The organism is Halopseudomonas formosensis, assembly GCF_900115905.1.
Taxonomy (GTDB): domain Bacteria; phylum Pseudomonadota; class Gammaproteobacteria; order Pseudomonadales; family Pseudomonadaceae; genus Halopseudomonas; species Halopseudomonas formosensis.
Map to the genome: position 1 here is coordinate 1 of NZ_FOYD01000006.1, position 23,547 is coordinate 23,547.

Below are 23,547 nucleotides of genomic sequence, written 5' to 3' on the forward strand. Positions count from 1 at the left end.
CGAAGGAACAGGCATATGCAGCCATACCTGTGTAGCGCAGGCTGATAGCACACAAGGTTAAACACAGAGAGGTAAAGCACTCCCCCAGGTTGCGAAGGCAATCAGCAATGTGATGACAATCCAGGTCAAACCGGTGTATCGAAAACCTGAGGAGGGACAGGGCCAACCAGGCCGCGTGCTCGATAAGGACGATACACAGCGACTGCTCATCAAGGCCCGCAGCTCTGTGCTGCACATGGAGGCCGGATATACGACAGACAACCTGCTCTTGTCATTGACTGTTGAATGCCTTGCAATGAGGGAGGAGACCATATACGTCCCTCCCGGGCGGGTTCACGGCACCCCGTCAGTCTGGATCAAATCACCGCAGAGTCAGCTTCCCGGGAACGTCGAGCACCAGTTCGATGGGCGGAGTCGCCTGAGCCACCACGGACGAGCTGGTGCTCGTCCCCCCCGGCCGGGCAGACGAAATCCATCAGTCTGGATTAAACCACCGCTGAGCCAGCGTCCCGGGAACGTCGAGCACCAGCTCGATGGACGTGGTCGCCTGAACCACCGCGGACGAGCCGGTGCTCGTCCCCTCCCGGGCTCAGGCGCCCTGGTATTCGGCGCCGTCGTCCGCCAGCTTCTGCACTACCAGACTGCCGATGATGTCGCCTTCCACGTTCACTGCCGTGCGCACGGTATCCAGCAGCCGGTCGATCGGCAGCAGTATGGCGATGGCCTCGGCCGGCAGCCCGACGGCCTGCAGCACCATGACCATGGTCACCATGCCGGCACTGGGGATGCCCGGCGCCCCGGCCGAGGCGATCATCGCCGTCATGAACACCACCAGCTGCTGCACCAGGGTCAGCTCCACACCAATCAGGTTGGCCACGAACAGCGCCGCGGCCGCCTCATACAGGGCGGTGCCGTCCATGTTCACGGTGGCACCCAGCGGGATGACGAATCCGGCAATGCGCCGCGGCACGCCCAGGTTCTGTTCGGCGCAGCGCAGGGAGATGGGGATGGTCGCCGAGCTGGAGCTGGTGGCGAAGGCCGTGACCAGCGCCTCCCGGGAGCCACGGAAGAACCACAGCGGGGATTTGCGCGTTACCGCATACAGCAGCGCGGGCAGCACCACCGCGCCGTGGAACAGGGTGGTGGCAAAGATCAGCACGATGAAGCCGAGCATGCTCAGCAGCAGGGTCACATCCTGCTCGGCGACCAACCGAATCAGCAGGGTCATGATGCCCAGCGGCGCCAGCCACATGATCCAGCTGATGATGCGCAGCAGCATGTCGAGCAGCTCCTGCATCATCTGCAGTATGGTCTGGTAGCGCTGCCCGCCGGCTACCAGTGCCACACCGATGAAAATGGCGAACATCAGGACCGAGAGGATGTCTCCGTTGGTGAAGGCCTGGAAGGGGTTCTTGAACAGCCCGGAGAGAAAGTGCTGGAAGAATTCCGGCATGCTCATCTGCCGGACCTCGAAGTCCTGCATGGCATCGGCAAACATGGCCAGTGACATGCCCGCTCCGGGCTTGAAGATATTGGCCACCACCAGTGCCAGCAGCATGGCCAGCGCCGTGGTCAGGGCAAAGAACAGCAGCGTGGTGATCCAGACCCGGTGGACCTGATGGTGGGCCTGCAGGCTCGCCACCCCGACTACAATGGAGGTGAAAACCAGCGGGATCAGGATCATCTTCAGCAGGCCGATGAACACCGAGCCGATCAGGCTGCTGGCATAGAGCACCCCACCACGCAGGCCGGCATCATCGGGAAGCAGGCCGATCAGCCAGCCGACGAGAACACCGATGGCAGCAGCAATGAAGATCAGGCGGTTGAGACTGGGCACGGCGCTTCTCCTTGATAACCAGTGCGCAAGCATACCTCAGGTAGCCGTGGTCGGCAGGCGTAGCGCAGGTGCGCTACACCCCGGGTGGGTCAGCATTGACGTAACGCGCTGGCCACTTGGACGAGCTGGTGCTCGTCCCTCCCGGGGTAAGAGCGCTATCGGAGCTGGAGAGCCCCGGACCTGGATCAGCGCGAGGAGATGCAGTCGGCCTGCTGTTCCAGCCAGGCGACCGCGTCCACGCGGATGCGCTTCTTGTCCAGCTTGCCGACGCTGGTCTTGGGAATCTCATCGACCACGGCGATCTGGGTCGGCACCGCCCACTTGTTGATCCGCCCTTCATCGACGAAGGGTTGCAGATGAGTCGCCAGCAGCGTGGCGTCCATCGGCTCGCCGGGGGCGACCACCACCAGGGCGAAGGGGCGCTCGTCCCAGCGCGGGTCCGGCACGCCCACCACCGCCACATCGCGGACCGAGGGGTGCAGGCTGATCAGGCTTTCCAGCTCCAGGGAGGACAGCCACTCGCCGCCGGTCTTGATCACGTCCTTGATGCGGTCGCGGATCTCGATGCTGCCGGTATGGTCGATGGCCGCGACGTCGCCGGTGTGCATCCAGCCGTGCTGCCACAGCTCGGCGCTCTTTTCCGGCTCCTTGAAGTAGCCCTGGGTCAGCCAGGGGGCGCGCAGCACCAGTTCGCCCTGGGTATGCCCATCGTGGGGCAGGAAGTTGCCCTGCTCGTCCATCAGCCTGGCTTCCACCATGGGTACCGGTACGCCGGCCTTGATCTTGTAGGTGATCTGTTCCTCCTCACCGGCTGCCTCGATCTGCAGGTTGGTGTAGCCGGCGGAAATAAGCGGGCAGGTCTCGGACATGCCATAGGCCGCCGACAGACGTATGCCGCGCGCCCCTGCCGCCTCGTACAGGCCCCGGGTCAGGGCGCTGCCGCCGATGATGATCTTCATGCCGCCGAAGTCGTACCCGCGGGCGGCCTCGGCGTTCAGCAGCATCTGCAGGATGGTCGGCACGCAGTGGGAATAGGTGACCTTCTCCTGCTGAATCAGCCGGACCAGCAGCTCGGGCTCGTAGCGGCCGGGGTAGACCTGCTTCACCCCGAGCAGGGTCGCGGTGTAGGGCATGCCCCAGGCATGCACATGGAACATGGGGGTGATGGGCATGTAGACGTCGCGGTTGCTCATCATCCGCTCTTGCCCCAGGCTGTTGAGCATGCCGGCCTGGGTCAGGGTATGCAGTACCAGCTGCCGGTGGGTGAAATACACGCCCTTCGGATTGCCGGTGGTGCCGGTGGTATAGAAGGTGGTGGCCACCGAGTTCTCGTCGAAGTCGGGGAAGTCGTAGTGGCTGTCCGCTGCAGCCAGCAGCGCTTCATACTCGCCGACAAAACCACGCAGCTCAGCGGTACGGGTGCCATCGTCGGTGAGCAGAATGGTGCTGGTCACCGTGGTCAGTTGCGGCTCGACTGCCTGATACAGCGGCAGGAACTCGCTGTTGACCAGCACCATGATGTCATCGGCGTGGTTCATGGTGTAGATGATCTGTTCCGGCGACAGGCGCACGTTAACCGTATGCAGTACCGCGCCGATCATGGGCACCGCGAACATGCACTCCAGATAGCGGTGACTGTCCCAGTCCAGCACGGCCACGGTGTCGCCGGCCTTGACCCCGGCAGCGGTCAGCGCGCCGGCCAGGCGATGGATGCGCTCGATGAAGGTGGCATAGTCGTAACGGCTGATGTCCCGGTAGACGATTTCCTGCGAGGCTTCGTAGCGAACCCCGGAAAGCAGCAAATTCTTGATCAGCAGCGGCGTTGAATGCGCCTGCTGGGTGGGCGGCAAAATCCGTGTCTTCAACATGGGTACGACCTTTCTTTTATTGGGCTTGTTCTTGAGCCGGTCACAGCAGCTGCTGGCTCCTGCGAGCACTATAGCCAGCCTGCAACCGCACTGCCATCGCAGTTTTGTGACCCGATCATACAAAGCTTTGCCGTCGACAATAAGGGGTAAATCGGCGTATAAAGTCGATTGATGACCACAGATAAACGATCAGTCACATTTCAGGAGTTGGTATGACCGAGAACATCGTAATCGTCAGCGGCGTGCGCACCCCCATGGGCGGCTTCCAGGGCAGCCTGTCGAGCCTGACGGCGGTGGACCTGGGCGCACTGGTAATCCGCGAGGCCGTGGCCCGGGCCGGTATCGACGGCGCCGATGTACAGGAAGTGATCATGGGCTGCGTGCTGCCCGCAGGTCTGAAGCAGGGCCCGGCTCGCCAGGCCGCGCTCAACGCCGACCTGCCCGTTTCCACCGGCTGCACCACCATCAACAAGCTGTGTGGTTCGGGCATGAAGGCGGTGATGCTGGCCCATGACGCACTCAAGGCCGGCTCCAATCAGGTGATGATTGCCGGCGGCATGGAAAGCATGTCCAACGCCCCCTACATCATGGAGAAAGCCCGTGGCGGCCTGCGCATGGGGCACGGGGAAATCAAGGACCACATGTTCCTCGACGGTCTGGAGGATGCACGCACCGGACGCCTGATGGGCTCCTTCGCCCAGGAAACCGCAGACAGATACGGCCTGACCCGCGAGCAGATGGACGCCTATGCCATCGAATCCCTGACCCGGGCCAAGAAGGCCATCGAGGACGGCTCGCTGGACAGTGAAATCATTCCGGTCACCGTCAGCACCCGCAAGGGTGATGTGGTGGTCAAGGACGATGAGCAGCCGCACAACGCCAACATCGAGAAGATCCCCAGCCTGCGCCCGGCCTTCGCCAAGAACGGCACCATCACCGCAGCCAATGCCAGTTCCATTTCCGATGGCGCCAGCGCGCTGGTGCTGATGACCGAATCCGAAGCCACCCGGCGCGGACTCAAGCCGTTGGCCCGCATCGTCGGCCATGCCACCCAGAGCCAGGACCCGAGCGAGTTCACCATAGCGCCGGTCGGCGCCATGACCAACCTGTTCCGCAAGGTGGGCTGGAGCAAGGAGGATGTGGACCTTTTCGAGATCAACGAGGCCTTCGCCATGGTGACCATGCTGGCCATGCAGGAACACGGTCTGGATCACTCCAGGGTGAACATCTTCGGCGGCGCCTGTGCCCAAGGGCACCCGGTGGGCTCGACCGGTTCGCGACTGATCGTCACCCTGATCAACGCCCTGCAGAAGACCGGCGGCAAGCGCGGTGTGGCTTCGCTGTGCATTGGCGGGGGCGAAGCGACCGCCGTGGCAATCGAATTGCTGTAACTGGCCATCCAAGCAACAACACTGGTTTATGTATCACCATTCACCAGCCACCGCGCCCTTGCCAAGGCGCGGTGGGCTGCTCGACACTGTCGGCCATTTTCAGCGTAGCCCTATTCCAGGAGACTCCCATGAGCGACATCCGTTTTGAAGACAAGGTCGTTATCGTAACCGGCGCCGGCGGCGGCATCGGCCGGGCGCATGCCCTGCTGTTCGCCAAGCATGGGGCCAAGGTCGTGGTCAACGACCTGGGTGGCAGCACCCAGGGAGAAGGCGCCAACAGCGAAGCCGCGCTGAAGGTCGTGGAAGAAATCAAGGCCGCTGGCGGCACCGCCATCGCCAACCCGGACAGCGTTGTGGATGGCGACAAGATCGTACAGTGCGCCATGGATAACTTCGGCCGGGTGGATGTCGTCGTGAACAACGCCGGCATCCTGCGCGACAAGAGTTTTGCCAAGATGACCGACACCGACTGGGATCTGGTCTACAAGGTTCATGTGGAAGGGGCCTACAAGGTCACTCATGCTGCGTGGAACCAGATGAAGGAGCAGAACTTCGGGCGCATCATCTTCACCTCCTCCACCTCCGGCATCTACGGCAACTTCGGTCAGGCCAACTACGGCATGGCCAAGCTCGGCCTCTATGGTCTGACCCGCACCCTGGCCATTGAAGGCCGCAAGAACAACATCTTCGTCAACGCCATTGCCCCCACCGGCGGCACCCGCATGACCGAAGGCCTGTTCCCGCCCGGTGCCTTCGAGAAGCTCAAACCCGAACTGGTCAGCCCGCTGGTGGTCTATCTGTGCTCCGAACACTGCCAGGAGACCGGCAGTCTGTTCGAAGTGGGTGGCGGCTGGATGGGCAAGGTGCGCTGGGAGCGCTCGCTGGGCATCGGCTTCAACCCGGATGAAGGCTTCACTCCCGAGGACGTTCAGGCCAACTTCGAGCAGCTGTGCAGCTTCGAGAACGCCGTGCATCCGAAAGACAACATCGAAGCGCTGAAAGAGCTGATGCAGAACATTCAGAAATTCAGCTGATCCGATAGCTGTGCAGGAAAACCCGCGCCGGCAACGGAGCGGGTTTTTCATTTCCGCTTTCCCTGTGCCGGCCTCACCAGTAGAATTTCGCGCCTAACCGCTGGAGCAAAGGAAATCAGCAGGCCATGAAAGTCATCACCGTCCGTGATTACAACGAATTGAGCGCCAAAGCCGGCCAGCTCATCACCGACCTGATACGCAGCAAGCCAGACTGCACGCTGGGACTGGCCACCGGCGGCACCCCCCTTGGGACCTACCAGTATCTGGTGGAACGCTATCGTGCCGGCGACATCACGCTGAAGGATGTGCAGACGTTCAATCTGGATGAGTACTGTGAACTGCCGCGCAGCCATGAGCAGAGCTATTACCGCTTCATGCAGGACAACCTGTTCCTGCATGTTGACCTGCGCCCGGAAAACGTCCACATCCCCTGCACCGAGGACTGCGACCCGCAGGTCCAGTGCGACGAATACAACCGCCTGCTGAACAGCGCCACAGTGGACCTGCAGCTGCTCGGTATCGGCAGCAATGGCCATATCGGCTTCTGCGAGCCGGGCACCTCCTTCGATCAGGAAACCTTTCTCACCTCCCTCAGCGAAGAGACCCGCCTGGATAATCAGCGCTTTTTCAGTTCACTGGATGAAGTGCCCCACAGCGCAATCACCATGGGCATCGCCAACATCCTGCGCGCCCGCTCGATCCTGCTGATCGCAAGCGGCAAGGGCAAGGCCAGGTGCATCGCCGACCTGGTGAACGGACCGATCACCGAGCAGGTACCTGCCACTGCCTTGCGGCTGCATGATGATGTGACTGTGATTGTGGATGAGGAGGCGGCGAGTTTGTTGTAGGGGAAGGCGGGTGGATGGGAGGCCTGGGGTGTTGAGCCTTCCCCCTTGGGCGTCCTTCGGCCGCCAATCGCAGCGGGGGCGCTGCTCCTACATTATCAGCTTGTGAGACGGTACCCAACCCGCCGGTTCACTGGACCACTCGGGGTTACAAAACGGGCTCCCTTGCCTGTAGGGGCACCGCCCTCCGCTGCGAAGCAGCCCCCGGCGGCAGGCATTAACTCAATACCTGCCGCCGACTTCGATCAGACGTAAAACGCTTCCAGCGGCGGGAAACCGTTGAACTCGATGGAACTGTAGCTGGTGGTGTAGGCACCGGTGGACAGCCAGTACAGACGGTCACCGATGGCCAGGTTCAGCGGCAGGCCATACTTGTAATCCTCGTACATGATGTCGGCACTGTCGCAGGTCGGGCCGGCTATCACCGCTTCTTCCAGCTCACCACGCTTGTCGGTCCAGATCGGGAATTTGATCGCCTCGTCCATGGTTTCCACCAGGCCGGAGAACTTGCCCACGTCGGTGAACACCCAGCGCTCCAGCGCGGTGTGCGACTTGCGCGAGATCAGCACCACTTCACTGACCAGCACGCCGGCGTTGGCGATCAGGGAACGGCCGGGCTCGAGAATGATCTCGGGCAGCTCGTCACCGAAGTCCTCCTGCAGGAACCGGGTAATCTCTTCAGCATAGGTCTGCAGGGTGTTGGTCTTGGTCAGATAGTTGGCCGGGAAGCCACCACCCATGTTGATCATCTTCAGGGTGATGCCGTCCTCTTCCTTCAGACGCTCGAAGATCACCTTGACCTTGGCGATGGCCGCGTCCCAGGCGCCGATGTCACGCTGCTGGGAACCGACGTGGAAGGACACGCCATAGGGCTCCAGACCCAGCTGACGCGCCAGCACCAGCAGGTCCATGGCCATGTCGCTCTGGCAACCGAACTTGCGCGACAGCGGCCAGTCTGCGGTGGTCGAACCTTCGGTGAGGATGCGTACATAGACCCTGGAGCCCGGCGCGGCCTTGGCGATATTGCGCAGGTCGGCTTCGGAGTCGGTGGCGTACATGCGCACACCCTTCTCGTAGAAAGCGCGGATGTCCTTCGACTTCTTGATGGTGTTGCCGTAACTGATCTGTTCCGGCTTGACGCCCAGCGCCAGCACCTTCTCCAGCTCGTAGATGGAGGCGATATCGAAGTTGGAACCCTTGTCCCGCAGCAGGCTCAGGACCTCGTTGGCGGGGTTGGCCTTGACCGCGTAAAACACCTTGGCATAGGGGAAGCCGGCGACCAGGTCGTCGTAGGCACGGTCGATGGTTTTCAGGTCAACGACCAGAAAGGGGGTTTCGTGCTGGTCGGCACAGGCGCGAATGCGGCTGAAGGTCTCGCGGTCGAAATACTCGTCAAGCTTGATGGTCATGGCGTCGGCTCCAAAGCAAAAGTTCTGGTGTCGGGCCGCGTGGGGACATGAAGATCAGGTGCAGGGCAGATAGACGTGCCCGTTCGCCCGGCAACTGCCAGGACGGGATACGCCTTCCGTAAGCGACTCTGAACGTTTTCAGCCAACACACAACCCGGGGGTGCGAACGTCTGATCAGTATCCCCACTTTGGTTCGCCTACTTCCCAAGGCGTGCGCCGAAAGCAATAAGTCCGCCCCCTTCGGGAACCGGTCTTGCTGTCTCGTCGTCAGTACTTGAGCCGTATGGATCGTGCCAGCCTCAACGTTCGGTGCGCACCTTAAAACCAAGAGGCGCTGCGGTCAATAGCCCGGCATCGCCAGTATGCAATAATCTGACGTGGGCCCGCCCGCCGCCATCCGAGGAGGTTTACCCATGGGGGACGTGACAGCACCCGGCCAGCAGCCGGAGCCGATCCACGATGTGCTGATCATCGGCGGCGGCATCAATGGCTGCGGCATCGCCACGGATGCCGCCGGACGTGGTCTCACGGTGCTGCTGTGCGAGCAGGATGATCTGGCCTGCGCCACCTCGTCGCGCAGCAGCAAGCTCATTCACGGCGGCCTGCGCTATCTGGAGTTCTTTCAGTTCCGCCTGGTCGGCAAGGCGCTGGCCGAGCGCGAGATACTGCTGCACAATGCGCCGCATATCATCCGCCCCCTGCGCTTCCACCTGCCCCACCAGCCCCACCTGCGTCCGGCCTGGATGATCCGCAGCGGCCTGTTCCTCTACGACCACCTGGCCCGGCGCAAGGCCCTGCCCGGCTCACGGAGCCTGCAACTGGGACCGGACAGCCCGCTCAAGCCGCATATCGTCCGCGGCTTCGAGTACTCCGATGCCTGGGTGGACGATGCCCGCCTGGTGGTACTCACCGCGCGGGCAGCGGCCAGCCACGGTGCGCGCATCCTGACCCGCACCGCCTGTATCGATGCCGAGCGCCGGGGCGACCTCTGGCAGGTGACCCTGGAGGACCGGCGTACCGGGCGGCGCAGCACCCACCTGAGCCGGGCGCTGGTCAATGCGGCGGGCCCCTGGGTGGCGGAACTGCAGCAGTCGACCATCCACTGCCAGGTGCACCACCCCCTGCGCTTGGTCAAGGGCAGCCATGTGGTGGTGCCCCGGCTGTATCCCGGCGAGCATGCCTATATCCTGCAGAACGAGGATGACCGCATCGTCTTCGTCATTCCCTTCGAGAACGACTACAGTCTGATCGGTACCACCGATGTGGACTACCAGGGCGATCCGGCCGCAGCGGCCATATCGCCTCAGGAGACGCGCTACCTGCTGCGTGTGGTCAACGCCCATTTCCGCCAGCAGCTGCAGGAAGCCGATGTACTCTGGAGCTATGCCGGGGTGCGTGCGCTGGCGGATGACACCCATGGCAAGGCCCAGGCCGCATCGCGGGACTACACCCTCGATCTCGACCAGCCGCCTGGGCAGGCGCCGATGATCTCGGTGCTCGGCGGCAAGATCACCACCTACCGCCGACTCGCCGAGGAAGCTACCGATCAGCTCTGCAGCCTGCTGCAGCGCCCGTCCCGCCCCTGGACCGCCGGGGCCGCGTTGCCCGGCGGCGACTTTGCCGATCCCGCCACCCTGGCAGCCGACCTGCACAAGCTCTACCCCTGGCTGCCGGACACCCTGCTGCGGCGTTTCTGTCACAGCTACGGCACCCTGACCCATGAGCTGCTGGAGGGCTGCAGGAGCCTGGATGATCTGGGCCGCCACTTCGGTGCCGACCTCTACGCCCGCGAGGTGCTCTACCTGATTCAGCGTGAGTGGGTGCTGGAACCGGAGGACCTGCTGTGGCGCCGAACCAAGCTCGGACTGAGATTGCGCCCCGCGGAGGTCTCGGTGCTGCGCGATTACATGGACATACGCACCCGCTGGCACTCGGCCAACCTGAGCTGATTGCACACCTGAGTCAATCAACCTGGTGCCGTCGATCACCTGGACCGGTAACTGTCGATGTGAGCCGTAGCGCGGTATTTGTGCTTTGTTTGCCCCGCCGGATCAGCGACAATACGCGCCAATCCAATTTCATTGCCATCCGGTTGCCCTTGCGCTGACCCGCCAGTGGTGCCGGCATGAACCGAAACAGCGCCTATGTCCAGTAAACAGATCCAGAAAGAAGTCGCCCGTCGACGCACCTTCGCCATCATCTCCCACCCCGACGCCGGTAAAACCACCATCACCGAGCGCCTGCTGCTGATGGGCAAAGCCATCGAGGTAGCCGGGACCGTCAAGTCGCGCAAGTCCGACCGCCATGCCACCTCCGACTGGATGGCCATGGAGCAGCAGCGCGGCATCTCCATCACCACTTCGGTGATGCAGTTCCCCTACCGCGAGCACATGATCAACCTGCTCGACACCCCCGGTCACGAGGACTTCTCCGAAGACACCTACCGCACCCTGACCGCGGTGGACAGCGCGCTGATGATGATCGACGGCGGCAAGGGCGTGGAACCGCGCACCATCGCCCTGATGAACGTCTGCCGGCTGCGCGACACGCCCATCATCAGCTTCGTCAACAAGCTGGACCGGGATATCCGCGATCCCATCGAGCTGCTCGACGAGATCGAGGAGGTGCTGGACATCAAGGCCGCCCCCATCACCTGGCCGATCGGCTGCTACCGGGAATTCAAGGGTGTCTACCATCTGGCCAACGACTGCATCCATGTCTACACCCCAGGGCATGGTCACGAGCGCACCGAAGAGAGGATCATCCAGGGGCTGGACAGTGACGAGGCCCGCGCCCTGCTCGGCGACCTGTACGACGGTTTTGTGGAGGAACTGGAGCTGGTGCAGGGCGCCTGCCACGAGTTCGATCTGCAGGAATACCTGGCCGGCAGGCTGACCCCGGTGTTCTTCGGTACCGCGCTGGGCAACTTCGGTGTCAGCCATGTACTGGACGCCTTCGTTGACTGGGCCCCGGCACCGCTGCCGCGTTCGACCCAGGAGCGCGAGGTAGCGCCCACCGAGGAGGCCTTCAGCGGCTTCGTGTTCAAGATCCAGGCGAACATGGACCCGCGCCACCGCGACCGTATCGCCTTCATGCGGGTGTGCTCGGGCAAGTACGAACAGGGCATGAAGATGCGCCATGTGCGTATCGGCAAGGACATCCGGGTCGCCGATGCCCTGACCTTCTTCTCCAGTGACCGGGAGCGGCTGGAGGAAGCCTACGGCGGCGACATCATTGGCCTGCACAACCACGGTACCATCCAGATCGGTGATACCTTCACCGCCGGTGAGAACATGAGCTTCACCGGGATCCCGCACTTTGCGCCGGAGCTGTTCCGCCGGGTGCGCCTGAAGGACCCGCTCAAGTCCAAGCAGCTGCGCCAGGGCCTGCAGGAGCTGGCCGAGGAAGGGGCCACCCAGGTATTCTTCCCCGAGCGCAACAACGACATCATCCTCGGCGCGGTCGGTGTACTGCAGTTCGATGTGGTCGCCAGCCGGCTCAAGGAGGAATACAAGGTCGAGTGCCTGTACGAGCCGATCAACGTCTGGTCCGCCCGCTGGGTGGAAAGCTCCGACAGGAAGAAGCTGGAGGAGTTCCGCAACAAGAACGTCGAGAACGTGGCAATCGATGGCGGCGGCCACCTGACCTATCTGGCACCGACCCGGGTCAACCTCAGCCTCACTGAGGAGCGCTGGCCGGACATCAGGTTCAACGCCACCCGCGAGCACCACTGACCGCCACTGCAGCGGCGGGGCACCTGCGCCCCGCCTGCTTCAGAACAGCTCGCCCTGATCCGCAGACGGCTCCTGTGCCTGCTGTCTGGCCAGGGCCTCCTGCCTGGCGCGCATCACCCGGGCCCGTCTGCTCTGGCACAGGCGGATCACTTCGCGCTTCTGATCAACCGAGAACTGCAGCCAGTACAGCCGCTCCTCCCGGGAGCGGAAGCAGCCCTTGCAGAAGCCCTTGTTGTTGACCTGGCAGACGCCGATGCAGGGACTGGGTATCTCGAAAATTTCAAGCTGATTATTCATTTTTTTCAGTTTGACCCCAGCCCCGAGACACCCTATATTGCGTCTATATTCTCAAGGATCACTATATGTAGTGATTCATGCCATACAACGGTTTGATCGCCAAATCAAGCCTCAAAACCCCAGGATACGCACCATGACCGATTTCCAGTCCCTCAAGGTAACCAAGCGCGACGGCCGCCAGGAGCCCATCAATCTGGACAAGATCCATCGCGTTCTGGAGTGGGCCGCCGAGGGGCTGGACAATGTATCGGTGTCGCAGGTCGAACTGAAATCCCAGATCCAGCTGTACGACGGTATCCGCAGTCAGGATATCCACGAGACCATCATCAAGGCCGCCGCCGATCTGATTTCCACCGAAACGCCGGATTACCAGTACATGGCCGCGCGCCTGGCGATCTTCCATCTGCGCAAGATAGCCTATGGGCAGTTCGAACCGCCACACCTGTTCGATCACGTGACCAGGCTGACCGAGATGAAGCGCTACGATCAGCACATCCTGCGCGACTACAGCCGTGACGAATTCGACACCCTGAACGACTACCTTGATCACAGCCGCGACCTGACCTTCTCCTACGCCGCGGTCAAGCAGCTGGAAGGCAAGTACCTGATCCAGGACCGGGTCAGCCGCCGGGTCTACGAAAGCCCGCAGATGCTCTACATGCTGATCGGCATGTGCCTGTTCGCCGACTACCCGCGCGACACCCGGCTGGATTACATCAAGCGCTTCTACGATGCCATCTCGACCTTCAAGATCTCGCTGCCGACGCCGATCATGTCCGGCGTGCGCTCGCCCTCGCGGCAGTTCAGCTCCTGCGTGCTGATCGAGTGCGGTGACAGCCTGGATTCGATCAACGCCACTACCTCGGCCATCGTCAAGTACGTGTCCCTGCGGGCCGGCATCGGCATCAACGCCGGGCGCATCCGCGCCGTCGGCAGCCCCATCCGTGGCGGCGAGGCCCAGCACACCGGCTGCATCCCCTTCTTCAAGCTGTTCCAGGCGGCGGTCAAGTCCTGCTCCCAGGGCGGCGTGCGGGGCGGCGCGGCGACCCTGTTCTACCCGCTGTGGCACCTGGAGGTGGAATCCCTGCTGGTACTGAAGAACAACCGCGGCGTCGAGGAAAACCGCGTCCGCCACATGGACTATGGCGTGCAGATCAACCGCACCCTGTACCAGCGCCTGATCAAGGGCGGCAACATCACCCTGTTCTCGCCCCATGAGGTGCCCGGCCTGTACGAGGCGTTTTTCGCCGACCAGGACGAATTCGAGCGCCTGTACGAGAAGTACGAGCAGGATCCGTCGATCCGCAAGCGCAGCCTGCCGGCGGTCGAGCTGTTCAGCCTGATGATGCAGGAGCGCTCCAGCACCGGCCGCATCTATATCCAGAACGTCGACCACTGCAACACCCACAGCCCGTTCGACCCGAAGGTGGCGCCGGTGCGCCAGTCCAACCTGTGCCTGGAAATCGCCCTGCCCACCAGCCCGCTGGAAAGCATGGACGACGCCAATGGCGAAATCGCCCTGTGCACCCTGTCGGCGCTGAACCTGGGCGCGATCAACAGCCTCGACGAGCTGGAAGAGCTGGCCGAGCTGGCGGTACGCGCGCTGGACTCGCTCCTGGACTACCAGGACTACCCGATCGAGGCCGCGCGCCGCGCTTCGATGAAACGCCGCACCCTGGGCATCGGCGTGATCAACTTCGCCAACTATCTGGCAAAGAACGGCGTGAAGTATTCCGACGGCTCGGGCAACAATCTGACCCATCGCACCTTCGAGGCCATCCAGTACTACCTGCTCAAGGCGTCCAACAAGCTGGCCCGTGAACGAGGCGCCTGCCCCGGCTTCAACGAGACCGTGTATGCCAGGGGCGTGCTGCCGATCGACACCTACAAGAAGGATCTGGATGCGATCTGCTCCGAGCCGCTGCATCTGGACTGGGAAGCCCTGCGCGCCGACATCGTCGCCCACGGCCTGCGCAACTCGACCCTGTCCTCGCTGATGCCCTCGGAGACCTCCAGCCAGATTTCCAACGCCACCAACGGCATCGAACCGCCCCGCGGTCTGGTCACCGTCAAGCAGTCCAAGGACGGCATCCTCAAGCAGGTGGTGCCGGACTACCAGGAACTCAGGCACGCCTACGAGCTGCTGTGGCAGATGCCGAGCAATGACGGCTACCTGCAGCTGGTGGGCATCATGCAGAAATTCGTCGACCAGGCGATCTCGGCCAACACCAACTACGATCCCCAGCGTTTCGAGGGTGGCCGGGTGCCGATGAAGCAGCTGCTCAAGGATCTGCTGACCGCCTACAAGTTCGGCCTCAAGACCCTGTACTATCAGAACACCCGGGACGGGGCCGATGATGCCCAGGCGGACCTGGCGGATGATTGTGCGGGTGGGGCGTGCAAGATCTGACAACCGGCTGGCCGTGCGGCCAGCATCGCGCCGGGTCGACGTTCCTGCCGCTCCATGCCACCGATGCGTTTGCGCCGGCGGCCCGTGGCGCCCCGGTTTGGTGTAGGAGCGGCGCCCTCGCCGCGATGGCCCGTACTGCGGGCCCCCTCAAAGCTAATTAACGACTTCAGGTTCCCCGAGGGGCCAGCATGAAAATGAAATACAGCACCTTTTCCCAGACCGACAATGACCAGATGCGCGAGCCGATGTTCTTCGGCCAGCCGGTCAACGTCGCCCGTTACGACCAGCAGAAATACCCGATCTTCGAGAAACTGATCGAGAAGCAGCTGTCGTTCTTCTGGCGCCCGGAGGAGGTGGATGTGTCCCAGGACCGCATCGACTTCCGCAACCTGCCGGACCACGAGAAGCACATCTTCCTCAGCAACCTGAAGTATCAGACCCTGCTCGATTCCATCCAGGGCCGCAGCCCGAACGTGGCCTTCCTGCCGCTGGTGTCGATTCCCGAGCTGGAAACCTGGATCGAGACCTGGTCTTTCTCCGAGACCATCCACAGCCGCTCCTACACCCATATCATCCGCAACATCGTCAACGACCCTGCGGTGGTATTCGATGACATAGTGCGCAACCAGCACATCATCGAGCGTGCCGGCGACATCTCCAACTACTACGACGACCTGATCCAGTACGGCAACCTGTACAACCAGTTCGGCGATGGCAGCCACCAGCTCAACGGCCAGACCGTCAACGTCAGTCTGTTCGAACTGAAGAAGAAGCTGTACCTGTGCATGATGTCGGTCAACGTGCTGGAGGCGATCCGCTTCTATGTCAGCTTCGCCTGCTCCTTCGCCTTCGCCGAGCGCCGGCTGATGGAGGGCAACGCCAAGATCATCCGCCTGATCGCCCGGGACGAGGCGCTGCACCTGACCGGCACCCAGCACATCCTCAATATCATGCAGGAGGGCGAGGACGATCCGCAGATGGCCGAGGTGGCCCAGGCCTGCCGTGCACAGAGCGTGGAGCTGTTCCGCCACGCCGCCGAGCAGGAGAAGCGTTGGGCCGAGTACCTGTTCAAGGACGGTTCCATGATCGGCCTGAACTACAACATCCTCAGCCAGTACGTGGAGTACATCACCAACCTGCGCATGAGCGCGGTGGGGCTGGAGCCGATCTTCCCCGGCGCCTCGCAGAACCCTATCCCCTGGATCAATGCCTGGCTGGTCTCGGACAACGTGCAGGTCGCGCCCCAGGAAGTGGAGGTCAGCTCCTACCTGGTCGGTCAGATCGATGCGGAGGTGTCGGTCGAGGATCTGGGCGACTTCGAGCTCTAGGTCGTGCAGGTCTTCACCCGCGACACCTTCTTCGAGCTGGGCGAGGAGGAAACCCTGCTCGAAGGCCTGGAGCGTACCGGTCACCATGTGGAGTACCAGTGCCGCAGTGGTTACTGCGGCGCCTGCCGGATCAAACTCAAGGTCGGCAGCGTGGTCTATTCCACGGCGCCGCTGGCCTTCGTCAAGCGTGACGAGATACTGCCCTGCTGCTGCCGGCCGGCGGAGCAGATAGTGATCGACGACGTCCCCCTGAAAAGCAAGCTCTGAGGTACTGCCGATGTTCGAGCTCCACCCGATGGCGGCCGAGTTCTACCGCAGCCAGACCCGGCGCAGCACCCTGATGGTCTGTGTCATTCTGGCCGCGTCCTGCTTTCTGATGGCCAACCTGTCCATCTTCCTGTTCGGTGAGCCGGGCGGCGACAACAATTTCCGCTGGAATCTGGCCGGGGTGATCGCCGGACTGCTGCTGACCATCGCCCTGGTTCGCAAGGTCCTCTGGGAACAGCCCTGGATGGCTGCCGCCGTCTATGGCTTGCGCCTCAAGCGCCAGCTGATGAAGATCACCAACATGCTGCATCAGGTGGAAGCCGCTGTGGCCGAGGAGGACCCGACGGCGATGAAGGTGCTGCGCTTCTACCATCTGGGGCTGATCCAGATGCACACCCTGGAGGGCAACCAGACCGCCATCAGCGATCTGGTCAAGGGAGTCGATCGTCACCTCGAGCGCATGACGGCCCTGGGCCTGGCGCCGGAGCAGAACCGCCTGGAGCAGGTCTGGCTGGACCAGATCAGCCAGCGCTGGCGCCACCTCAAGCGGCGCTGATCAGTTGCCCGCCCGGCGCAGGGCCTGGGGAGTGAAGTCCTGGGGCGACATGGGGTAGTCGAAGTCGTACATCGGCTCGTTGTTGTCCAGGCCGTCGACAAAATAGTTCCCGGTCTTCAGGTGATAGAGCGTCTCCAGGGTGCTGTTGAACATGGGCACCTCGTAGTAGCTGATCGGGTGGCTTTCCTGCAGCCCCACCAGCTCGCCGCGGGCGTCGTACAGATCCGCCGCCAGGATTGACCAGCTGTCCTCGTCCAGATAGAAACGCCGGGTGGCATAGGGATGCGAGTAGCCGGTGCGTAGCCTGGCCTCCACTTCCCACACCCGGTGCAGTTCATAGCGCAGCAGCGCCGGGTTCAGCGTCCCGGGCAGCACTATCTCATCGTAGGCCAGGCCCTGCTGATGCACCTTGTAGCTGTTGTAGGGCACCAGCATTTCGCGCTTGCCCAGCAGCACCCATTCGTAGCGGTCCGGCGCGCCATTGTAGGCATCCACCACGTCCGCCGTGGCCAGGCCACTGGTGTCCGGCTGCACCGAGTCATAGGCCAGCGAAGGCAGGCGCCGCACCCGGCGGTCGCTGGGGCTGTACCGCCAGGCGCGGCGGGTGGTCAGCACCTGATCCAGCGGGTCCTGGACTACCAGCGCCGTGCCCGACAGCTTGGCCGGGGCGGTCACCTGATAGCGGTAGTACAGCAGGGTGTTGCCCAGCTCGTCCGGGGTCATGCCGGTGCGGTTGTACACATAGAGCAGGTAGCGGTCACGCTTGATCAGGTTGGCACGTCCGTTGATCACCACCGCCTGGTTGTTGATGATGCGCGTCTGCTCGCCCCGATAGCGCAGCAAATGGTTCCAGATGACCTCCATGCCGCTCTGGGGAATGGGAAAGGGAATGCCGGCGACCGCACCGGATACGCCATTGCCGTTCTCGATCAGCTCGGCATGCTCGGCATTGTGCCGGGTCGCCGCGTAGATGCGCTCCGGCGACGCGGCGCTGCGGCGGGTGGGATAGACCTGCAGGTAATAGTCCGCATGGCGCTCGAGCAGATCGACCAGACCCGCCGGCAGCTTCGCGCGGAATCCCTCGACGTCCTGCGCGTCTATGCGAAACAGCGGCTGGTCGCCGGAAAAGGGATCGGGATGATGCATGCCCGGCTGATAACCGGCTGGGGGACGCACACCCCCCTCCCAGGGGGGAATGCTGCCCTCGGCGTTGCCTGCGCGCTCCGCGCCCAGGGGTGTGAGATCCTGCCCGAGACGGGCCGCCTGGCTGCTGTCCACCTTCGCCTGCACCTGACTGGCCAGCACGGTCAAGAATATAACGCCCAACTTCCTGTACATATTCACGCTCCATCAAGCGGCCCGACCGCAACCGGCAGCCTCGCTGCCCAGGCCATACATTTTCGAAAATCCGCAATCCTACGTGAAACGGCTGCAAACTCCACGAATGATTACATAAAGACACAAAGGCTTTACGCGCCGGTCCGGCCGTTGCAAACTGGGCGGCTTCCCCCATCCAAGTTCGAGGCAGGACCCCATGGCATTCTGGCTGGCCAAGACCGAACCCGATGAATGCAGCATCGATGACTTCGCCCGCGCCCCGCAGACCCCGATCCGCTGGGACGGCGTACGCAACTTTCAGGCACGCAATTATCTCGGGCAGATGAGCGTCGGCGACCTGGTGTTCATCTACCATTCCAGCTGCCGCGAGATCGGCATCGCCGGCATCGCCAGGGTCAGCACCGCCGCCTACCCTGACCCCAGCCAGTTCGATCCGAGCTCGCCCTACCACGACCCGAAAAGCCGCGAGGACAAGCCCCGTTGGCAGGCGGTGGATCTGATCTTTCAGCAGCGCTTTGCCGAACTGCTGCCGCTGGACAGCATCAAGTCACTCAACGGCCTCGACGGGCTGCCGTTGATGCAGCGGGGCAACCGGTTGTCGGTCATGCCGGTGTCGCCGGAGCAATGGCGGATATTGCTGCACGCGAGTAGCTGACCAATACCGGCGCGCTTATCTGCGCCACCCCTGCTGATAATTCCAGTTTTCATTTTCAAGATTGCGATCTATGCTGCTGCCAGTGGCTGAAAGCCATCAGACGGAAATAAAAAGACATTAAAAGAGGGATTCTGCATGGACATATTTCGTAGGGCTCCTGTATCCATTGCCATTGCGACCGCTATCGCTCTCACAGGCTGCTTCGGCGGTGGCGGGGGCGGCGGTAGCAGCAGCGGTGGAAGTGATGGGGGAAGTGGGGGCGGCGGAACCAACCCGCCAGACAACAACCTGACCAGTTACAACCTCACCATTCAGACACCTCAGCAACAGGTGACATTCAGCCCCACCAGCCGCAGTGAACGGGTGCTGACCGCGGTCATGAATACGCTCATCACTCCTGCCTTTGCGCAGGTAGTCATTGATCCACGGCCGGAGGATTTTCGCGCGGTCATTATCAATGGCGATGACAATGGTACGCCGGATGATGTCACTGATGATGAAGACCGAATCCTGCTCGGCGGCAAAGATTTTGACGTTACTTCCGATGGTGGGCGCTACCGGCTGGAATTGCCATTCGAGCCCCAGGTGAATAGCTATATCGGCGTGGAAGTCAGTCCCGGCATGGAATTCACGGTGCTCACCCACGACCAGAGCCTGATCGCCGATCCGGTCAGTACCTTCATTACCCGGGTCATCAGCAGCTACGCTGCTCAGCTGGATCAGCTGGATCTGGAAGAGTTGGATGAGTTGATCGAAGAAATCCAACAACTGGCAGCCGATCCCGCTGTACAACAGGCTTTGAGTCAGGCCTATCTTCAGGCGACCGATACTGAAGAGCTCCTCGCTGGGGTCGCCGCGCAACTGGCTTCGACTATCGAACACAAGGTGGAAGAAGCTGTAACGCCGCCATTACCGGCAAGTTCAGCTAGCCAGGCGATCGGAAGCTACCATTTCATGGGACTTTCCATCGGCGCATTTTCCTCTCCCCAGGGCGGTGGCTTGCTGTTGGGTGGCCATAATAATGACGCGCGGCTGACGGTCGATGGCAGCGCAGCAACGTTGTCACCCCAGGGCGCGGTTCTCGAGTTCGAGGCTGTTCATCCGGTGGGGGGCTCAGCCGTGGTTACCGCCGAGCTGCTGGAAGATGAGCCAGCCACTATTACGATAGATAGCCGAGGTCTGCTCAATGCCGAGTCGGAATCGGTAGCCCGTTATGAGAAAGACAGTAACGACGTGGAGGCCTGCGAGACACCCGCAGCCGATTGTACTGATCGTGATTACAGTTCGGCGCTTCGCATGCTCGCCGCCGGCCCGGCAGATGCACGTTTCAACACCCTGATCGGCGCCAGTTATAACGACCGCCACGTTACCAATGCCGATGGCGATACCGAGCTGCAGGTAGTGGCTGGCTTCCTCGATCTGGGGATACGTAAACCCACCTCGCCCATCCGGCTACAGGGGGCTTACGGCACTCTGGAGTACGGCATACAGGTGGAAGCTGAGGATCCAGATGTCGTGGACTTCGAAGCCTGGCTGGTCGATATGCACTATCAGACCAGTACCGTTCGTTATTGCGAGACCGCCAACGTTGACCTTGAGGTCTACACAAACGATCTGACCCACCAGTACGAACGGATGGAACCGGCCGACGGCGACTGTCTGTATGGTTCGGCAGAGCGGCAATTCATCCTTGAAGAGGATGGGAAGCTGACGATTCTTCAACCAGACGGCCCCCATATTGAAGGCTGGGTTTCAGCGGATGGCCTGACCATCCTCATGGCCGCCCAGGATCCTGACCAGGATGACATGGACGACTATGCGCAAGTGAACGAAGGCGAACGCGCCGCGCTGATTTCCGTCAAGCTTGATGAAGAGCTGAAAAGCCTCGCTGGCCGGCGCTACAGCCTGTTCAGCCTGGCTCTGGATGCGCGGGCGGTGCGCGGTGAGGGCATGGCCGGGATGAATCGTTTCCTTGCTGGCACGCTGGAGTTCGATGCCGAGGGCAAAGCTCAGGTTCAAGCCAGTAGCCAGGGGCAATTCGCTCGTCTTGATGGGCTCGGAGCGGGCTTCAACAACCTGCAACAGAGCTTCGCGATCCCCGCCTCTTCCATCAATCTGGATGATGGTCACCTGACCGTGTCGACCACGATCCCCGGCGAGGGTAGCGCTACCTCGACGTTGAAGCTGGACGGTTACGTGCAGGAAGGCGGCCGGGTGCTGCTGCTTAACCGTACTTTGACACATAGTGGTGGCGCCCTGTTCGGCCCAACCATCGCGGTGTGTACGAACTGCGATTGACCCGATGAGGGCAGGCCCGCCATGGGCCTGCCTCTTTTCCGCTACGCTTGCCAGCTCCGTGGCGGATGCCCATGCTATAGCCATGAGCATCTATATCGATACCCATACCCATCTGGACTTTCCTGATTTCGACGCTGATCGCGATTCGGTACTGGCTGAATGCGAGCGCCTCGGTGTGCGGCGCGTCCTGCTGATGGGCGTTACCGCGAGTAATTGGGACAGGATCTGGTCGATGGCCAGCGCCGACGACCGGCTGTACGCGGCTTTTGGTCTGCACCCGGTTTTTCTCGATCAGCACCAGCCGCAGGATCTGCAGTTGTTGCGCGACCGTCTCGACCAGCATGCGGGTGATCCGCGCTGTTGCGCCATTGGTGAATTCGGGCTGGATTATTATATTGATGACCCGGATCGGGAGCAGCAACAGCGCCTGTTCGAGGCCCAGCTTGAGATGGCGGTGGATCTTCAACTGCCTGCCCTGTTGCATGTACGCCGAGCCCACGCCCCGACCATAGCCACCCTCAAACGCTACCGACTGGCCCGGGGCGGCATCATCCATGCGTTCTCCGGCAGCCTGGAGGAGGCGCGGGAATACATTCGCCTGGGTTTCAGGCTGGGCCTGGGCGGCGCCGCCACCTGGCCCCAGGCCCGCCGCATGCACCGGGTGATTGCACAGCTGCCGGGCACCAGCCTGGTGCTGGAAACCGACAGTCCGGACATGGCCCCTGCCTTTACCCCCCACCAGCGCAACACACCGCAGAACCTGCCGCGCATATGCAGCGAGCTGGCGGCGCTGCGTGGGGAAACTCCGGAGCAGCTGGCCAGACAGTGCCTGCATAACACCTGTGAATTGTTCGACTGGTCTGCCACTGCACTTTCCTGAGCCGGTCAGTCTGGTAGAGTCGGACTGTCACAGAAGCTGTCTGCGGGAGTGATCATGCCACTGGGTATCGTCTTGCTGCTGGTCTGGCTGGTACTGCTGGTGCGTTATCCGCGTCCCATGCTGCCGGCGACCGCGATCATCGGGGTCATCGCCCTGCTCATCGCGGCGGTAGCGGCTGTCGCCCAGTGGCGACATGAGCGTCAGGTCAGCCAGATCGAGATCAGCATCCGGCACGACCCGGAGCACTGCGAATTCGGCAGGCCGCTGCGGGTCGAGGTACACAATCGCAGCACCCGCACCGTGACCGGAATGAGCTGGCAGCTGCGCGCAAGCCAGCCCGGGTACAGCTTCGATCTGCTGACCGGCGAAGCCAGTCGCAGAACCTATCTGCTCGACGACATACTGCCAGCCGACGGGCGGTGGCAGCGCTGCTACCCGGCGCCTGCCCTGCGCAGTGGCTACCGCGCAGGAGATCTGGAATACCGGGCAGACCAGGTCCGGGCCCGGCTCCAGCGCTGAGATCCAACAACAAAGAGAACAAGGACAAGTACCCATGAACAAACCCGTTGCACTCATCACCGGCTGTTCCAGCGGTATCGGCCAGGCGCTGGCCCAGGTCTGTCTGGATGAGGGCTATACCGTCTATGCTACGGCGCGCAATCCCGACAGCCTGGCTCCGCTGACCAGCCGAGGCGCGCTGGCTGTCACCCTGGACGTGAACAACGCCGAACAGGTTGCCGCCTGTGCCGAACGTCTGCGCAGCGAGGCGGGCCGGCTGGACCTGCTGGTCAACAACGCGGGGTACGGTGCCATGGGCCCGGTACTGGATGCGGACCGCGCGACCCTGCTCAAGCAGTTCGACACCAATGTCTTCGCGCCGCTGGAAATGGTTCGCGCCCATGCCGATCTGCTGCGCGAGGCGCGCGGGCTGATCGTCAATATCGGCAGCGTTTCCGGGGTGACCACCACCCCCTTCTCCGGGGTGTACTGTGCATCCAAGGCGGCACTGCACGCCCTGTCCGATGCCCTGCGTCTGGAGCTGGCCCCCTTCGGCATCCAGGTCCTCACGGTGCAGCCCGGGGCCATCGCCTCGGAGTTCGGCAACAATGCCAGTGCCGCCATTACCATGGCCGAGGACTCCTGGTTCAAGCCCTGGGAGAAGGCCGTCCAGGCCCGGGCCAAGGCGTCGCAGAACGCCCGCTCCACCTCGGCCCGGGAGTTTGCCGAGGAACTGATGGACTACATCCGCAAGCCGCTGCGTCCGGAAACCGCGTTGATCGGCTCCGGCGCACGCAGCATGGTCCGCCTCAAGCGCTGGCTGCCGACCTCGATACTCGACACCCGGCTGCGCAAGCGCTTCAAGCTCGACCGCATGCTCTAAAAACACGAAACACTTTATT

General features: G+C 62.4%; 19 protein-coding genes. 14 read left to right on the forward strand and 5 right to left on the reverse strand.

Features of this window, described 5'->3' with window-relative positions:
- Positions 1-589: 589 nt before the first annotated feature.
- Both BM046_RS09770 and BM046_RS09775 read right to left on the reverse strand, forming a co-directional pair.
- Positions 590-1,837: a dicarboxylate/amino acid:cation symporter gene (locus BM046_RS09770; RefSeq protein WP_090538975.1), complete on the reverse strand. Its 1,248-nt coding sequence runs from the start codon at positions 1,835-1,837 to the stop codon at positions 590-592.
- Between the two features lie 185 nt (positions 1,838-2,022).
- Positions 2,023-3,705 (reverse strand): fatty acid--CoA ligase, encoded by a 1,683-nt coding sequence (locus tag BM046_RS09775; RefSeq protein WP_090538977.1) that lies wholly within the window; start codon positions 3,703-3,705, stop codon positions 2,023-2,025.
- Positions 3,706-3,917: 212 nt separating this feature from the next.
- On the opposite strand from BM046_RS09775, the gene BM046_RS09780 reads away from it, so the two are divergent.
- The 3 genes from BM046_RS09780 (at position 3,918) to nagB (ending at position 6,978) form a co-directional block, all read left to right on the forward strand.
- On the forward strand, positions 3,918-5,096 hold the full coding sequence (locus tag BM046_RS09780) for an acetyl-CoA C-acyltransferase (RefSeq protein WP_090538979.1): 1,179 nt from the start codon (positions 3,918-3,920) through the stop codon (positions 5,094-5,096).
- A 128-nt stretch (positions 5,097-5,224) separates the two neighbouring features.
- Positions 5,225-6,130, forward strand: a complete 906-nt coding sequence (locus tag BM046_RS09785; RefSeq protein ID WP_090538981.1) for an SDR family oxidoreductase — start codon at positions 5,225-5,227, stop codon at positions 6,128-6,130.
- A 125-nt stretch (positions 6,131-6,255) separates the two neighbouring features.
- Complete coding sequence (nagB, locus tag BM046_RS09790; protein WP_090538983.1) at positions 6,256-6,978, forward strand: glucosamine-6-phosphate deaminase; 723 nt, start codon at positions 6,256-6,258, stop codon at positions 6,976-6,978.
- Between the two features lie 242 nt (positions 6,979-7,220).
- Here nagB and BM046_RS09795 read toward each other — a convergent pair whose 3' ends face one another.
- The gene (locus BM046_RS09795; protein ID WP_090538985.1) at positions 7,221-8,384 is read right to left on the reverse strand and encodes a type III PLP-dependent enzyme; all 1,164 of its coding nucleotides are present in this window, start codon (positions 8,382-8,384) and stop codon (positions 7,221-7,223) included.
- Between the two features lie 413 nt (positions 8,385-8,797).
- On the opposite strand from BM046_RS09795, the gene glpD reads away from it, so the two are divergent.
- Positions 8,798-10,333, forward strand: coding sequence for a glycerol-3-phosphate dehydrogenase (gene glpD / locus BM046_RS09800; protein WP_090538987.1), 1,536 nt, complete (start codon positions 8,798-8,800; stop codon positions 10,331-10,333).
- A 195-nt stretch (positions 10,334-10,528) separates the two neighbouring features.
- A complete protein-coding gene (locus tag BM046_RS09805; RefSeq protein WP_090538989.1) occupies positions 10,529-12,118 on the forward strand; it encodes a peptide chain release factor 3 in 1,590 nt (529 codons plus the stop codon).
- A gap of 39 nt (positions 12,119-12,157) precedes the next feature.
- Here BM046_RS09805 and BM046_RS09810 read toward each other — a convergent pair whose 3' ends face one another.
- Positions 12,158-12,415, reverse strand: a complete 258-nt coding sequence (locus BM046_RS09810; protein WP_090538991.1) for a DUF1289 domain-containing protein — start codon at positions 12,413-12,415, stop codon at positions 12,158-12,160.
- Between the two features lie 133 nt (positions 12,416-12,548).
- On the opposite strand from BM046_RS09810, the gene nrdA reads away from it, so the two are divergent.
- The 4 genes from nrdA to BM046_RS09830 all read left to right on the forward strand — a co-directional run bounded on the left by nrdA (position 12,549) and on the right by BM046_RS09830 (position 16,976).
- The gene (nrdA, locus tag BM046_RS09815) at positions 12,549-14,825 is read left to right on the forward strand and encodes a class 1a ribonucleoside-diphosphate reductase subunit alpha (protein ID WP_090538993.1); all 2,277 of its coding nucleotides are present in this window, start codon (positions 12,549-12,551) and stop codon (positions 14,823-14,825) included.
- A gap of 188 nt (positions 14,826-15,013) precedes the next feature.
- The gene (nrdB, locus tag BM046_RS09820; protein ID WP_235818618.1) at positions 15,014-16,153 is read left to right on the forward strand and encodes a class Ia ribonucleoside-diphosphate reductase subunit beta; all 1,140 of its coding nucleotides are present in this window, start codon (positions 15,014-15,016) and stop codon (positions 16,151-16,153) included.
- 3 nt (positions 16,154-16,156) lie between these two features.
- Positions 16,157-16,420 (forward strand): class I ribonucleotide reductase maintenance protein YfaE, encoded by a 264-nt coding sequence (gene yfaE / locus BM046_RS09825; protein ID WP_090538997.1) that lies wholly within the window; start codon positions 16,157-16,159, stop codon positions 16,418-16,420.
- A 4-nt stretch (positions 16,421-16,424) separates the two neighbouring features.
- Complete coding sequence (locus tag BM046_RS09830; RefSeq protein WP_090538999.1) at positions 16,425-16,976, forward strand: DUF3087 family protein; 552 nt, start codon at positions 16,425-16,427, stop codon at positions 16,974-16,976.
- Here the strand turns inward: BM046_RS09830 and BM046_RS09835 are convergent, their stop codons facing one another.
- Positions 16,977-18,314, reverse strand: coding sequence for a DUF1329 domain-containing protein (locus tag BM046_RS09835; protein ID WP_090539001.1), 1,338 nt, complete (start codon positions 18,312-18,314; stop codon positions 16,977-16,979).
- A 196-nt stretch (positions 18,315-18,510) separates the two neighbouring features.
- Here BM046_RS09835 and BM046_RS09840 point away from each other — a divergent pair, with 196 nt between their 5' ends.
- From BM046_RS09840 to BM046_RS09860, 5 genes are all read left to right on the forward strand, one after another.
- Complete coding sequence (locus BM046_RS09840) at positions 18,511-18,969, forward strand: EVE domain-containing protein (RefSeq protein ID WP_090539002.1); 459 nt, start codon at positions 18,511-18,513, stop codon at positions 18,967-18,969.
- A 135-nt stretch (positions 18,970-19,104) separates the two neighbouring features.
- Positions 19,105-21,267: a hypothetical protein gene (locus BM046_RS09845; RefSeq protein ID WP_143084175.1), complete on the forward strand. Its 2,163-nt coding sequence runs from the start codon at positions 19,105-19,107 to the stop codon at positions 21,265-21,267.
- Between the two features lie 82 nt (positions 21,268-21,349).
- Positions 21,350-22,147 carry a TatD family hydrolase gene (locus tag BM046_RS09850; protein ID WP_090539007.1) on the forward strand — a complete coding sequence of 266 codons (798 nt, stop codon included), beginning with the start codon at positions 21,350-21,352 and terminating at the stop codon, positions 22,145-22,147.
- Between the two features lie 54 nt (positions 22,148-22,201).
- Complete coding sequence (locus BM046_RS09855; RefSeq protein ID WP_090539009.1) at positions 22,202-22,666, forward strand: hypothetical protein; 465 nt, start codon at positions 22,202-22,204, stop codon at positions 22,664-22,666.
- Between the two features lie 34 nt (positions 22,667-22,700).
- Complete coding sequence (locus BM046_RS09860) at positions 22,701-23,528, forward strand: SDR family oxidoreductase (protein WP_090539011.1); 828 nt, start codon at positions 22,701-22,703, stop codon at positions 23,526-23,528.
- Positions 23,529-23,547: the final 19 nt, after the last annotated feature.